The sequence below is a fragment of the Ilumatobacter sp. genome (assembly GCF_030065885.1).
Lineage (GTDB): Bacteria > Actinomycetota > Acidimicrobiia > Acidimicrobiales > Ilumatobacteraceae > Ilumatobacter.
In genome coordinates this window covers 1-13,740 of record NZ_JASJCS010000121.1, presented here as the reverse complement: position 1 = coordinate 13,740, position 13,740 = coordinate 1, and the positions used below count along the sequence as shown (strand labels likewise).

16 protein-coding genes and 1 tRNA gene are annotated in these 13,740 nt (G+C 69.8%); 14 read left to right on the top strand and 3 right to left on the bottom strand.

What is annotated here, in order from left to right:
- Positions 1-229 precede the first annotated feature (229 nt).
- Together lysA and argS are read right to left on the bottom strand one after the other, a co-directional pair.
- Positions 230-1,507 carry a diaminopimelate decarboxylase gene (gene lysA, locus QNJ12_RS19930; protein WP_300625357.1) on the bottom strand — a complete coding sequence of 426 codons (1,278 nt, stop codon included), beginning with the start codon at positions 1,505-1,507 and terminating at the stop codon, positions 230-232.
- A gap of 1 nt (position 1,508) precedes the next feature.
- A complete protein-coding gene (gene argS / locus QNJ12_RS19925) occupies positions 1,509-3,236 on the bottom strand; it encodes an arginine--tRNA ligase (protein WP_300625355.1) in 1,728 nt (575 codons plus the stop codon).
- A 104-nt stretch (positions 3,237-3,340) separates the two neighbouring features.
- Between argS and QNJ12_RS19920 the strand changes: the two genes are divergently transcribed.
- From QNJ12_RS19920 to QNJ12_RS19900, 5 genes are all read left to right on the top strand, one after another.
- Positions 3,341-3,412, top strand: a tRNA-Arg gene (locus QNJ12_RS19920).
- 86 nt (positions 3,413-3,498) lie between these two features.
- Positions 3,499-3,903 carry an OB-fold domain-containing protein gene (locus QNJ12_RS19915; RefSeq protein WP_300625354.1) on the top strand — a complete coding sequence of 135 codons (405 nt, stop codon included), beginning with the start codon at positions 3,499-3,501 and terminating at the stop codon, positions 3,901-3,903.
- A gap of 193 nt (positions 3,904-4,096) precedes the next feature.
- A complete protein-coding gene (locus QNJ12_RS19910; protein WP_300625352.1) occupies positions 4,097-5,305 on the top strand; it encodes a thiolase family protein in 1,209 nt (402 codons plus the stop codon).
- The gene (locus QNJ12_RS19905) at positions 5,305-5,730 is read left to right on the top strand and encodes a rhodanese-like domain-containing protein (RefSeq protein ID WP_300625350.1); all 426 of its coding nucleotides are present in this window, start codon (positions 5,305-5,307) and stop codon (positions 5,728-5,730) included. Before QNJ12_RS19910 ends, QNJ12_RS19905 begins: the two co-directional genes overlap by 1 nt.
- Positions 5,730-6,710 carry an SDR family oxidoreductase gene (locus QNJ12_RS19900; protein ID WP_300625348.1) on the top strand — a complete coding sequence of 327 codons (981 nt, stop codon included), beginning with the start codon at positions 5,730-5,732 and terminating at the stop codon, positions 6,708-6,710. The genes QNJ12_RS19905 and QNJ12_RS19900 overlap by 1 nt, the downstream gene beginning before the upstream one ends.
- Positions 6,711-6,741: 31 nt before the next feature.
- Here the strand turns inward: QNJ12_RS19900 and QNJ12_RS19895 are convergent, their stop codons facing one another.
- Positions 6,742-7,509, bottom strand: coding sequence for an alpha/beta hydrolase (locus QNJ12_RS19895; protein WP_300625347.1), 768 nt, complete (start codon positions 7,507-7,509; stop codon positions 6,742-6,744).
- 96 nt (positions 7,510-7,605) lie between these two features.
- Between QNJ12_RS19895 and QNJ12_RS19890 the strand changes: the two genes are divergently transcribed.
- The 9 genes from QNJ12_RS19890 to QNJ12_RS19850 form a co-directional block, all read left to right on the top strand.
- Positions 7,606-8,184 carry a TIGR03086 family metal-binding protein gene (locus tag QNJ12_RS19890; RefSeq protein WP_300625345.1) on the top strand — a complete coding sequence of 193 codons (579 nt, stop codon included), beginning with the start codon at positions 7,606-7,608 and terminating at the stop codon, positions 8,182-8,184.
- A gap of 75 nt (positions 8,185-8,259) precedes the next feature.
- On the top strand, positions 8,260-8,820 hold the full coding sequence (locus QNJ12_RS19885) for an RNA polymerase sigma factor (protein WP_300625342.1): 561 nt from the start codon (positions 8,260-8,262) through the stop codon (positions 8,818-8,820).
- Positions 8,817-9,497, top strand: a complete 681-nt coding sequence (locus QNJ12_RS19880) for an anti-sigma factor (RefSeq protein WP_300625341.1) — start codon at positions 8,817-8,819, stop codon at positions 9,495-9,497. The genes QNJ12_RS19885 and QNJ12_RS19880 overlap by 4 nt, the downstream gene beginning before the upstream one ends.
- A gap of 163 nt (positions 9,498-9,660) precedes the next feature.
- The gene (gene rpiB, locus QNJ12_RS19875; RefSeq protein ID WP_300625339.1) at positions 9,661-10,206 is read left to right on the top strand and encodes a ribose 5-phosphate isomerase B; all 546 of its coding nucleotides are present in this window, start codon (positions 9,661-9,663) and stop codon (positions 10,204-10,206) included.
- 134 nt (positions 10,207-10,340) lie between these two features.
- Positions 10,341-11,063 carry a deoxyribose-phosphate aldolase gene (deoC, locus tag QNJ12_RS19870; protein WP_367281822.1) on the top strand — a complete coding sequence of 241 codons (723 nt, stop codon included), beginning with the start codon at positions 10,341-10,343 and terminating at the stop codon, positions 11,061-11,063.
- Complete coding sequence (locus QNJ12_RS19865) at positions 11,047-11,670, top strand: hypothetical protein (protein WP_300625335.1); 624 nt, start codon at positions 11,047-11,049, stop codon at positions 11,668-11,670. Before deoC ends, QNJ12_RS19865 begins: the two co-directional genes overlap by 17 nt.
- 48 nt (positions 11,671-11,718) lie before the next feature.
- The gene (locus QNJ12_RS19860; protein ID WP_300625333.1) at positions 11,719-12,021 is read left to right on the top strand and encodes a BMC domain-containing protein; all 303 of its coding nucleotides are present in this window, start codon (positions 11,719-11,721) and stop codon (positions 12,019-12,021) included.
- A 36-nt stretch (positions 12,022-12,057) separates the two neighbouring features.
- On the top strand, positions 12,058-12,345 hold the full coding sequence (locus tag QNJ12_RS19855; protein ID WP_300625331.1) for a EutN/CcmL family microcompartment protein: 288 nt from the start codon (positions 12,058-12,060) through the stop codon (positions 12,343-12,345).
- A 7-nt stretch (positions 12,346-12,352) separates the two neighbouring features.
- A partial coding sequence (locus tag QNJ12_RS19850; RefSeq protein WP_300625329.1) for an aldehyde dehydrogenase family protein occupies positions 12,353-13,740 on the top strand: 1,388 nt, incomplete at its 3' end.

The window sequence follows — 13,740 nt, the reverse complement described above, 5'->3', positions numbered from 1 at the left end:
GATCTTCCGTGCGCACTGGATGACGGCCATCGACCGATTCCGCTCGCGCCTGCCGCCGATCCGGTAGCGGTCCGCCTCCCTACTCACGTCAGCCGAGATCGGTCACCAGGAGATCGTCGAACGTCTCGCGCCGCACGACCGAGCCCGCGCCGACACGCCTCAGCCGAGATCGGTGGCGAGGAGATCGTCGAACGTCTCGCGCGCACGACCGAGCCCGCGCCGACACGCCTCAGCCGAGATCGGTGGCGAGGAGATCGTCGAACGTCTCGCGCCGCACGACCGGACGGGCGTCGCCGTCGCGGACGAAGATCACGGGCGGTCGGGTGATGCGGTTGTAGTTCGAGCCCATCGACTGCCCGTAGGCGCCGGTGACCGGCGTGGCGACGAGGTCGCCGACCGCGACGTCGGCAGGCACCTTGGCGTCGAACAGCAGCACGTCGCCGCTCTCGCAGTGCTTGCCGACCAGCCGGCCACGTCGTGCCCGTTCGGCGAACGGCGCCCGCGGCAGGAACGACTCGTAGCCCGAGCCGTAGAGCACGGGCCGCGGATTGTCGCTCATGCCGCCGTCGACCGAGAAGTAGGTCCGCACGCCGGGGATCGTCTTGATCGTGCCGAGCGTGTACACCGTGATCGCCGCACCGGCGACGATCGCACGACCGGGCTCGACGCTGACCCTCGCCCTGACGCCCAGGGCATCGCACGCATCGCGCAGCACGCTGCCCCACTGCGTCAGCGTCGGCGCCTCCTCGGTCTCGACGTAGGCGACACCGAGCCCACCGCCGAGGATCAACTCGGGCAGGTCGACCTGGTTCGCGAATCCGGCCATCACCTCGGCGGCCTTGCCGAAGCTCGACGCCTCGAACACGTTGGACCCGATGTGGCAGTGGAGACCGACGAGGCGGACGCTGCTCGACCTTCGGGCGCGCTCGACCGCCCGCAACGCGTCGCCGTTGCCGAGGTTGAAGCCGAACTTCGAGTCGTCCTGTCCGGTCGCGATGAACTCGTGGGTGTGAGCGTGCACACCCGGCGTGACGCGCAACATCACGTCGGGCGCCGGCCCGGCGCGGTCGGCGGCGAGCGCGTCGAGACGGTCGAGCTCGTCGAACGAGTCGACCACGATGTGGCGAACGCCCTCGTCGATGCCCATCTGCAGCTCGGCGACGCTCTTGTTGTTGCCGTGCATCACGCACGCATCCGCGGGCACGCCCGCACGCAGCACGGTGTGGAGCTCGCCGCCCGTGGCCACGTCGAGACGGAGGTGCTCCTCGTGCGCCAGACGAGCCATTGCTCTGCACAAGAACGCCTTGGTCGCATAGATGGCCTGCTCGGGCCCGAAGGCGGCGACGGCCTCGCGACACCGGCTCCGGAGATGTTCCTCGTCGTACACGAAGAACGGCGTGCCGAACTCGGCGGCCAGATCGCGGATCGAGCATCCGCCGACGGTGAGCCAGCCGTCGTCGCCGACTGCAGCGGTGTCGGGCAGCAGCCGTCGCGGCAGCGCAGTCATGTCACATCGCCTGCGGCGCGTCGATGCCGAGCAGTCCGAGGCCTCGGTCGAGCGTGCGAGCGGTCAGGTCGCACAACTCGAGACGGCTCGACCGCACCGGCTCGGCAGCCTTGACGACCGGGCAGTGCTCGTAGAACGACGTGAAGTCCTGCGCCAGGTCGAACAGGTAGGTGCAGAGCTTGTGTGGCGAGTACGTGGCCATCGTGTCGTCGAGCGCCGTCGGGAAGGCGAGCAGGCGCTGGGCGAGCTGCCGCTCCTGCGGTTCACCGACCACGATCTCGGCCCGACGGAGGTCGGTGCGATCGACCTCGGCACGCCGGAAGATCGAACAGATCCGAGCGTGTGCGTACTGCAGGTACGGCGCGGTGTTGCCGTCGAAGGACAGCATCCGATTCCAGTCGAACACGTAGTCCTTGATGCGGTCGGTCGAGAGATCGGCGTACTTCACGGCGCCGATCCCGACGATCCGTGCGACCTCGGCCCGGGCCTCGCCGTCGAGATCGGGGTTCTTCTCGGCGATGGCCGCAGCCGCACGATCGACCGCCTCGTCGAGCAGGTCGACGAGCTTGACCGCCTCGCCGGAACGGCTGCGCAGCATCTTGCGGTCGTCGCCGAGCACGTTGCCGAACGCGACGTGGACCGCCTCGGCGGGCGGCTGCAGCCAGCCCGCCATCGACGCAACCTTGAAGACCATCTGCAGGTGCTGCGCCTGCGGTGCGCCGATGACGTAGAGCATCAGGTCGGCACCGAGCCGCTCGACGCGGTCGATCACACACGTCAGGTCGCTCGTGGCGTAGTTGAACCCGCCGGTGCTGGCCTGGATGATCAGCGGCAGCGGGTCGTTGTCGCGATTCGTGAAGCCCGGCGGGAACACGACCATCGCACCGTCGCTGCGCTCCATCAACCCCGACGCCTCGAGCCGGGCGAGCGTCTCGGGCATCATCGGCTGGTAGCGGCTCTCGGCCGCGAGATCGCCGTCGTCGAGCAGCACGCCGAGCTTGCGGTACACCGTGTTGAAGTACGCGTTCGACATGTCGACGAGGCGCTGCCAGAGCGCCAGCGTGTCGTCGTCCCCGCTCTGCAACAGCACCACACGCTCGCGGGCGCGCTGCTGGAACTCCTCGGAGTCGCGGAACTTCTCGTTGGCCTGCTTGTAGAAGCCGTCGAGGTCGCCCTGGCCGATCCCCTCGGCAGCCACGTCCTCGCCGAGGTCGAGCAAGTGCTCGATCAGCATGCCGAACGGGCGGCCCCAGTCGCCGATGTGGTTCTCGCGGATCACGCGATGACCGAGGAACTCGAGCATCCGCACCAGGGCATCGCCGATGACGGTCGAACGAAGGTGCCCGACGTGCATCTCCTTGGCGACGTTCGGCGCTGAGTAGTCGACGACGACCGTCTTGGCGGTGCCGGCCTCGACCAGCCCGAGGCGATCGTCGACGGCGACCTTGCCGAGCTCGGCGGCCAGGAACTCGGACGAGAACGTGAGATTGACGAAACCCGGCCCGGCGATCTCGACCTCGCTGCAGACCGCCTGCAGCACGCCGCTGTCGACGACCTGCTCGGCCAGCTCACGCGGGTTCGTTCCGAGCTCTTTCGCGAGCGGCAGCGCGCCGTTGACCTGCGCGTCGGCCCGATCGGACGGTCGCACGACCGGGTCGGCCTCGTCGCCGGCCAAGCCGGCGAAGACGGGGGCGAGCAGTTCGGTCACGGTCGCGAGTGGATCGGCCACGTCGCACAGTCTGGCCGCTGGGCCACCGTTCCACACGGACGGATCGCCCGCCGGTTCCCGCTAGATTCTCGGTGCCGTTCTCGTCGACACGGTGAACGGACCCCGCCCTCGTAGCTCAGGGGATAGAGCATTGGCCTCCGGAGCCATGTGCGCAGGTTCGAATCCTGCCGAGGGCGCTGCGTGCCGGCCCGACGGCGTCCGGTTCGCCGGCCGGCCGGCCGATTCGGGAAGATCTCGGGTGTCCGCACATCCCGGAGGCCCCATGCCCGAGACGGCTGCCCAGATCCCGTTCGTCGACTACCTCGTCCTCGACGACGGTGACGCCCACCTCGTCGCTCACGAGTGCACCGGCTGCGGCGCCCGCTACTTCGATCGCCGCAACGCATGCGCGAGCTGCTTCGGGACCGAGTTCTCATCAGTGCCGATCGCGACCGAGGGTGTCGTCCGATCGTTCACGATCGTCACCTTCGCAGCGCCGGGCGTCGAGGTGCCGTTCGTCGCCAGCGTGGTCGACTGTGGCGGTACGAGCGTCAAGGGCAACATCATCAACTGCCCGCCCGACCCCGAGCACATCACGCTCGGCATGCGGGTGCGGCTCGCGACCTACTCGATGGGTGCCGACGATCACGGCGTCGAAGCCGTCAACTACGGGTTCGAGCCAGTCTGATGGTTCGCTCCGTCCTGAAGGCTCGCTCCGCACTCGACTCGGGCGCGTGCGACCACCTCGTTCCACACGGTGCTGCGCTCGCGCCCGGCTCGTCGCTGGCGCTTCCCTCGCCGGCGCGGCCCGCGAGCCGCGAAAGACTCGCCGTCCCTCACCTCATCACCTTCCCCGTCGTCTGTGAAAGGACACTCCCGGCATGAGCAAGTCTGATGACATCTGGATCCTCGGGATCCACATGACCAAGTTCGGCAAGCACTACGACCAGGACGTCGTCGACCTCGGCGCCGAGGCGATCACGGGGGCGCTGGCCGACGCCGGCGTCACGATGGCCGACATCGGCATCCTCGCCGCCGGCAACCTGATGGGTCGCGGTTCGATCGCGCAGCAGCTCCAGAAGCAGGTGGGCCAGACCGGCATCCCCGCCTACAACGTCTCGAACGCCTGCGCCACCGGCGCAACAGCGCTGCGCACTGCGATCATGGCGGTCAAGGCCGGCGAGGTCGACATGGGGCTGGCGGTCGGTGTCGAGAAGCTGGCGGGTGCCGGGCTCCTCGGGGCCGGCGGTCAGCCGAAGGGCGACGGCACGGAGTGGGAGCGATCCGGCAGGTACGGCGCGGTCGGCCCGGTCGACGGGCGGATCGGCACCGAAGCGATGCCCGGGGTGTTCGCCCAGGTCGGCATGGAGTACGGCCACAAGTACGGCGGCACCAGCTTCGAGCTGTTCGCCAGGATCAGCGAGAAGAACCACAGCCACTCGACGCTCAACCCGCTCGCCGCGTACAGCAAGGCGATGCCGCTCGAGCAGATCATGAACGACGTCATGATCGCCTACCCCAACACGCGCCCGATGTGCTCGGCCAACTGCGACGGCGCCGCAGCTGCGGTGGTCACGAACGGCGAGAAGCTGAAGACGCTGTCGCTCGAACAACAGCGGCGCGCCGTGAAGGTCACGGCGAGCATCCTCACGTCCGACCCCTACCAGGAGGCGTGCCAGGTGTTGCCCGACGTCAACACGCTGACGCGCAACGCCGCCGCACAGGCGTACGAGCAGGCCGGCATGGGCCCCGCGGACCTCGACCTCGTCGAGCTGCACGACTGCTTCGCCACGGCCGAGCTCGTCCACTACGACAACCTCATGCTCTGCGAGGAGGGCGGGGCGGTCGACTTCTTCGAGTCGGGGGCGCCGTGGCGCGACGGCGCGATGCCCGTCAACGTCTCGGGCGGACTCCAGTCGAAGGGCCATCCCATCTCCGCAACCGGTATCGCCAACATCTGGGAGGTCGCGCAGCACGTCCGCGGCGAGTGCGGCGATCGTCAGATCGAGGGTGCCAAGGTCGGCCTCGCCCACGTGATCGGCCTCGCGTCGGCCTGCGGGGTCCACATCCTCGAGAAGGCCGCCGCCTGATGGCCGACGGCTCGCGCACGAGCCTCGGCGAGCTCGTGGCGGCCGCCAAGTCCCGCATCGAGGAGCTCTCGGTCGACCAGCTCCAGCAGGAGATCGCGGCCGGCGACGTGACCGTCGTGGACATCCGCGACGTCCGCGAGCGCTGGGAGCGCGGCACGATCCCGGGCGCCAAGTCGATGCCACGCGGCATGCTCGAGTTCTGGTTCGACCCCGACTCGCCGTACTTCCGTGACGGGCTGTCGTTCGACCAGCGGCTCGTCCTCTACTGCGCCGGCGGCCACCGCTCGGCGCTCGCCGCCGATGTGCTCGGCCAGCTCGGGTACTCGAACGTCGCCCACCTCGAGGTCGGCTACAACGGCTGGCAGGCCGCGGGCGGGGCGACCGAGCCGAGCCGACCGAACCCGAAGTACTTCCAGGAGGGCTGATGGACACGCCTGGGCCGATCACCAACTTCGACGGATTGACCGCGGTCGTGACCGGGGGCGGCACCGGGATGGGCCGCGAGCTGGTCCGTCAGTTGGCGGCCGCCGGTTGCGACGTGGCGATGTGCGACGTGTCGCACGACGAGATGACCGCGACGTCAGAGCTGGCGAGGGCCGGCAGCGACGCGACGATCAGCTCGTTCGTCGCGGACGTCTCCGACGAAGCTGCGATGCGCGCCTTCGCGGGCCACGTCGCCGCCGAGCACGGCGACACGGTCAACCTGCTGTTCAACAACGCCGGCATCGGCGGGGGCGGCAGCGTGGTGGTCGGCGACCGCGAGGAGTGGGATCGGGTCTTCGCCGTGTGCTGGGGCGGTGTGCTGAACGGCACGCGCGCCTTCCTGCCGCTGCTGCAGGCCGCCGACCGAGGCCACGTCGTCAACACGAGCAGCGTCAACGGATTGTGGGCGTGCCTCGGACCCACCGGCGCCCACACGGCGTACAGCGCGGCGAAGTTCGCCGTGCGCGGCTTCACCGAGGCGCTCATGATCGACTTCAGGGTGAACGCACCGCACCTCACCGCGTCGGTGGTCATGCCCGGCCACATCGGCACGATGATCGTGCACAACTCCATGGTCGAGTTCGGTCGTGACCCGAAGGACCTCAGCGACGAATTCGTGAGCGAGATCCGCGAGACCATGGCGAAGCGCGGGTTCGACGTGTCGGGTGCGTCCGACGAGGACATCCGCAACCTGATGGCGCTGCGCGTCGACATGTTCCAGAACGCGGCCCCGACCTCGGCGGCCGAGGCCGCCACCGTGATCCTCGAGGGCGTCCGCGAGGGGAAGTGGCGGATCCTGATCGGCGAGGACGCCCACGTGCTCGACCAGAAGCTGCGCGAGCGCCCGCACGACGCGTACTCGGACGAGTTCATGGCCGAGCTGTTCGCCGCCGGCCATTTCGGCGGCCTGATCCAGGGCTGACGCCGTTGCGCGGCGGCCGCGCCGCTGCCCGTCAGAGCCGACCGATGAAGTCGGCGACGGCGGCGACCACCCACTCGCGAGCAGTGAGATGCGGCGAGTGACCCGCACCCTCGATCAGCAAGCGCTCGACCGTGCCGGCGCAGTCGGCCTCGATCGTCTCGAGCTGCGCGACCGTCCCGTACTGGTCGTCGGCGCCCTGGACGAGGAACACCGGCACCTCGATCCCCGTCAGTCGGTCCTGGATCGACCAGTCGCGGAACTCGGCGGAGAGCCACACATCGTTCCACCCCCGGAACGCAGCGGTCGGATCGGCGTGATACCTGCCCAGGCGTGCGGGGAGATCGGTCGTCTCCCAGGCTTCGCGGGCGGCCTCGATGCCCGCGACCGACTCGGGCTCGACGAACACGTGCGGGGCGAGGCACACCAGACCGGCCACGTCGCCGCCGGCGCCGGCGAACAGCAACGCGATCGAGGCGCCGTCGCTGTGTCCGACCAGGACCGGGCGCTCGACGTGGAGCTCGGCGAGCAGCGCGGGCAGCACGACGTCGGCCTCGTGGTGCATGTACGTCACCGGCCGGGGCATCTCGGAGGGCGCACTCTGCCCGTAGCCGTGTCGGGCGTACACGAGCGTGGTGGCGCCACCACATCGCTCGGCGATCTCCGCGGGCAGGCCGCGCCACAGATCGATCGAACCGAGCCCCTCGTGGAGGAACACGAGCGGCGGTCGATCGTGGTCGCCGCGCACGAGCTCGTACTCGATCGGCCCACGCCCGATCTCGACGAATTGACGGACTGCCATCCGGGCCCATGTTGGCATCCCGCGACGCCGGCGCCGCCACTGCGGCGCGACCGACCGCGGGATCGACCACTGGGACCGGCGCCCTAGTCTCGACGCATGAGCGAGAACCTCCGCAACTACACCAAGGCCGCGTACACGCTGGATGCGGTGGTTCGACGCGTGCCCGACGATGCCTGGGACCGCCAGTCGCCGTGCGAGGACTGGACCGCCCGCGAGGTCCTCGGCCACGTGATCTGGGGCACCCGCAACCTCGTCGCCCTCGCCTCCGGAGGCGAGCGCCCGCCCGAGCAGGCGGAGGCCGACGTGGCCGGCGCCGATCCCGCCGCGACCTGGCGCTCGGCGTGCGACGATGCGATGGCCGCACTCGATCAGCCCGGCGCGCTCCAACGGGTCGGTCCCGGTCCGTTCGGTGAGATGGCGGTCGACGGATTCCTCGGCTTCATCCCGTCCGACCTGCTCGCCCACGCCTGGGACATCGCCACCGCAGCGGGCATCGACGCCCACCTGCCCGCCGACCTGTGTGAGCGGGGTGCGGCCGGTCTCGCCGCGGCCGGGGATCTCCTCCGCGGGCCGGGCCTGATGGCGGCTCCGGTCGAGGTGCCCGCCGACGCCGACGCAGCCACGAGGTTCATCGCCCTGTCCGGACGCCGCCCCGCTGCTGCCTCGACCGGGTGATGACGCCGGCGACGGGTTCGAGGCCGGACGGAATGTCGGGTACGGCACCCCGCACCACGTGACATCATGGCGCCGATGCCCGACCTGATCGAGCGCTTCAAGGCCGGCGAACCCGACGCGGTCCGGACGGTCTATCGCGAGCACGCCGGCGCCGTCACCACCGTCGCCCGGTCGATCGTGCACGACCCCGAGCTGGCCGCCGACGTCGTCCAGCAGACGTTCGTCAAGGCGTGGCGCGCCGCACGCCGGTTCGAGGGTGGCCGCGAGATCGCCCCGTGGCTCTACTCGATCGCCCGCCACACCGCCATCGACGCCCTCCGGTCCGAGATGAAGCCGACCCGGGGCGGTCACGAGCCCGAGATCGACCGCGGTGTCGAGGCCGAATCGTTCGAGCGCACCTGGGAACGCTTCGAGGTCAGACGCGCGATCGACGGGTTGCCACCCGACGAGCGCGAGGTCGTGAGGCGATCCCACCTGCTGGGCTACACGCACGACCAGATCGCGTCGCAGCTCGGCATCCCGATCGGTACCGTGAAGTCGCGATCTGGGCGGGCGCACAAGCGACTGGCCGTCGCACTGGCGCACCTCGCCGCGAACCAGACCGGCGAACGCGACGTAGTGCAGGACGAGACATGACTGACGAACACCTCGACTCCCTCGACGAGCCGAGTGCCGACGAGCTGGCGGCGCTCGATCGTCTGCTTGCGCACGACGCCGTGTGGCACGAGCCTGCACCCGGCGGCGAGGACGCGCTGCTCGCCGCGATCGCTGCCGAGTCCGGGCACGACGTGTCCACCCACGACGAGCCCGCCGCCCCACCCGCGCCGTCGATGCTCGACGAGCGTCGGGCGATGCGGGCCGGCGGCGCCCAGACCATGCCGTGGTGGTTGGCCGCCGCCGCCGTTGTCGCAGTGGTCGTCGCAGGGGTCGCGTTGGTCACCCGAGGTGACGACGACGGGAGTGGAGGCGGCGGCGTGCAGATCGCCATGGCCGGCACCGCTGCCGCGCCGGCGGCGTCTGCAGTGGTCGACATCGCCGCCACGCCGGCGGGCCTCAAGATCCTGCTCGACGCCGACGGGCTCGAGCCCGCACCACCCAACAGCTTCTACGAGGCGTGGGTGAGCGACGGTACGACCCGCGTGAGCGCCGGCACGTTCCACCTGCGGGGCGGCAGCGGTCCCATCGAGCTCTGGGCCGGCGTCGTCGGCGACGGCTTCGAGCAGTTGTCGGTCACGCTCGAACCACTCGACGGCGACACCGACTCCTCCGGCGACGTCCGGTTGCGGGGCACGTTCGAGCTCCCCGACGGGTAGCCGAGCCGACCTCGGCGTGGTCTCCCCGGGGCGTGGCGGCGGTGCGGCTCGCGGCTGGTCGAGCACTCTGGGTTCTCGGGGTCGGTCACCTATGATCCCCCTGGACAGACAGGTGGACATGGCCGCTCAGCGATCCGATTTGGAGTCAGAGATTCGAACACTGGTGTCGCGCGTGCTCACCGGTGTGCTCGACGGGACCCGCTCGATCGACACCGACGCCCACGAAGCCGCAGATCGTCCACTCGGGGCCGAGTGCATCGCCATCGGCGCCGATCACGGAGGCTTCCCGCTCAAGCAGGAGCTGAAGGCCAAGCTCGTCGATGCGGGCTGGGACGTCGACGACTGCGGCACCGACAGCACCGATGCCTGCGACTACCCGGTCTTCGCCCATGCCGTCGCGCGCCGTGTCGCCACCGAGAAGTGCCACGTCGGCATCATCATCGACGGCGCCGGCATCGGCTCGGCCATGGTGGCCAACAAGATCCCGGGTGTCCGCGCCGCCGCCTGCTACGACATCTCCACCGCCCGCAACAGCCGAGAGCACAACCGGGCGAACGTGCTGACCCTCGGCGCCGGCCTGACGGGGCCCGCGCTGGCGTGGCAGATCGTCCAGGAGTGGCTGAAGACACCGTGGGGCGGCGACCGCCACCTCCGGCGGGTCGCCCTGATCCGTGAGATCGAGGACCAGTACGTCAGGACCGACGCGTGAGCGACCAGCCCCTCGACCGCGAGCTGCTCATCGACCTGATCACCAAGGAGGTGCTGAGCACGATCGCGTCCCAGGCCGACCGCTGCGACACCCCCGAGGCGCTGCGACAGGTCGTGGTCAACGGCGCCGACCGGGTGGCATTCCACGGGGACGCGTCCCAGGTCCCCGTCGACCTCGCGCAGTACATCGACCACACGGCTCTCAAGCCCGACACGACCGCCGACGACATCGACCGGCTGTGCGACGAGGCGGGCCGGTTCGGCTTCGCGTCGGTCTGCGTCAACCCGACCTGGGTGAAGCGGTCGGCGGCGCATCTCCGCGGCACGGGCGTCAAGGTCTGCACCGTGATCGGCTTCCCGCTCGGGGCCAACACCGCCGAGATCAAGGCGATGGAGGCCCGTCGCGCGATCCGCGACGGTGCCCGCGAAGTCGACATGGTGATCAACGTCGGGGCGCTGCGCTCGGGCGATCACGAGACGGTGCTGACCGACATCGAGAAGGTGGTCGACTCCGCCCACGAGGCGGGGGTCATCGTGAAGGTGATCCTCGAGACGTCGCTGCTCACCGACGAGGAGAAGGTCATCGCGTCGTCGCTGGCCAAGCGGGCGAAGGCGGACTTCGTCAAGACGTCGACCGGCTTCAGCGGCGGCGGCGCCACCGTGTACGACGTCGCGTTGATGCGCGAGACGGTCGGCCCCGACATGGGCGTCAAGGCATCGGGCGGCGTCCGCACCAAGTCCGACGTCGAGGACATGATCGCGGCCGGCGCCACGCGCATCGGCGCATCGGCCGGGGTCCAGATCGTGAGTGGCGACGCCAACGACGGCAAGGGAGACAGCAGTGGCAACAGGTATTGAGCTCCGGACCTATGCGTTCCTCGACAGCCTGCAGCCGCAGTACGCGGCCTTCCTGGGCACGGTCGCACAGGGGTTCCTGCCGCTCGCCGGGGACGCCTCGCTCTACGTCGAGGTGGCGCCCGGCATCGAGATCAACCGTCTCACCGACGTGGCCCTCAAGGCCACGACCGTCAAGCCGGGCATGCAGATCATCGAGCGCTACTTCGGGCTGCTCGAGATCCACTCGCCCGACCAGGCCGAGACACGCGCCGCCGGTCAGGCGATCCTCGACGCGCTCGAGCACACCGAGTCCGACCGGCTCAAGCCGAAGATCCTCTCGAGTCAGATCATCCGTCGCGTCGACGACCACCATGCCCAGCTGATCAACCGCATGCGGCACGGCCAGATGATCGTGCCCGGCGAGACGCTCTACGTGCTCGAGTGCGAGCCCGCGGGGTACGCGGCGCTGGCCGCGAACGAGGCCGAGAAGGCGGCCGACATCAACGTGCTCGAGGTGCGTGCGGCCGGCGCGATGGGGCGCGTGTTCCTCGGCGGCGAGGAACGCGACATCGACGTGGGGTGGCGCGCCGCGGTGGCGTCGCTCGAGGGGTTGGACGGCCGAACGTGACGTCGCCACGACACCGATCTCAGAACCAGACAACGAAGGGAGCCAGAGATGGCTGAAGCACTCGGCATGATCGAATGCAGGAGTTTCGCGGCGATGGTCGAGGCCGCCGACGCGATGGTGAAGGCGGCCAAGGTCGAGCTGGTCTCGTACGAGTCGACGGGTGGCGGCTACGTCACGGCGGTCGTCCGCGGCGACGTCGCGGCCGTGAAGGCGGCCGTCGACTCCGGCGTCCGCGGCGCCGAGAAGGTCGGCGAAGTCATCTCGAGCCACGTGATCGCCCGCCCGCACGTCAACATCGATGTGGTCCTCCCCCTCGGTCGCTCGGACGAGGCAGCCGAAGAGTCGAGCTGAGCTCGTGCCGATCCCGGCGAGGGAGGTGACGCACCCATGCTGCTCGGACGCGTGACCGGCACGCTGGTCGCCAGCCAGAAGGAGCCGTTGATGAACGGCCTCACGTTGCTCGTGCTGCGCCAGCTGGGCGTCGACAACACCGAGACCGGCGGCTACGTCGTCGCCGTCGACGCCGTCGGCGCCGGCGTCGGCGAGGTCGTCATGTACGCATCGGGCAGCTCGGCCCGGCAGACCAGCGTCACCCAGAACCGGCCGTGCGACGCGGTCGTGATGGCGATCGTCGACACGTGGGACCTCGACGGGGAGACGATCTACACGAAGTGAACGTCCGATGCTGAACGATCACGAGATCCAGACGATCATCGCCCGGGTTCGCGGGCGCGTCGCTGCCGCCCAAGGCGGGAGCAACGAGGGTATGGCGCTGCGCGCTGCCGACGAGCTCGGCGCGGCCGACCCGCAGCTCGGCGACGGGATCCACTCGACGATCGACGGTGCGGTCGGTGCCGCCCGCCGGGCGTTCGAGGAGTACCGCTCGATGGGCCTCGAGTCGCGCCGCGTGATCGTCGAGGCGATGCAGGCCGCGATGTTGCGCGAGGGCGAGCGCCTCGCCTACATGGCACACGCCGAGACCGGGCTCGGGCGCGCCGACGACAAGGTGCAGAAGAACCTGATGGTCACCACCCGGACCCCAGGGCCCGAGGACCTCGATCCGCAGGTCGTCACCGGCGACGGCGGCATGATGGTCACCGAGTACGCGCCCTACGGGGTGATCGGGTCGATCACCCCGACGACCAACCCGACGTCGACGATCATCAACAACAGCATCGCGATGTTGTCCGCCGGGAACGCCGTGACGTTCAACGTGCACCCCGGCGCCAAGCTCGTGTCGGTCGAGAACATCAAGCTCCTCAATCGTGCGATCGTCGGCGCCGGCGGGCCACCTGACCTCGTGACCGCCGTCGCCAACCCCACGCTCGAGTCGGCGCGCGAGCTCATGGCCCATCCCGACGTCCGGGTGCTGCTGGTCACCGGCGGGCCGGGGGTGGTCGGCGAGGCGCTGCGGACGCCGAAGAAGGCCATCACCGCCGGGCCCGGCAACCCGCCCGCCGTCGTCGACCAGACCGCCGACGTCGACCAGGCAGCGCGCGACATCGTGCGCGGTGGCTCGTTCGACAACAACATCGTATGCGTCGACGAGAAGACGACGATCGTCGTCGACACCGTCGCCGATGCGCTCGTCAGGGGCATGGTGAGCGCCGGTGCGTACCGGCTGAAGGAGCACGAGCTGCGGCGACTCGAGCGGGTGATCTTCAAGCAGCTCGGGGCGCCCAACAAGCCGGGTGCGATCAATCCGGCCTGGATCGGCAAGGACGCCGGCGACCTGCTCGGCGAGATCGGCGTGTCCGCCGACGGCGACGTGCGGATGCTGGTGGCCGAGGTCCCGCCCGAGCACAGCCTCGTGTGGACCGAGCAGATGATGCCGGTGATGCCGGTCGTCCGCGTGAAGGATGCCGGGTCTGCCATCGACCTCGCCGTCCGCTCCGAGCACGGCTTCCGCCACACCGCATCGATCCACTCGACCAACGTCGACACGATCACGACGATGGCGCGTGCGATGAACTGCTCGATCCTGGTGGCGAACGGACCCAACTTCGCGGGCCTCGGCGAGGGCGGCGAGGGTTTCACCTCGTTCTCGATCGCCAGTCCGACCGGCGAGGG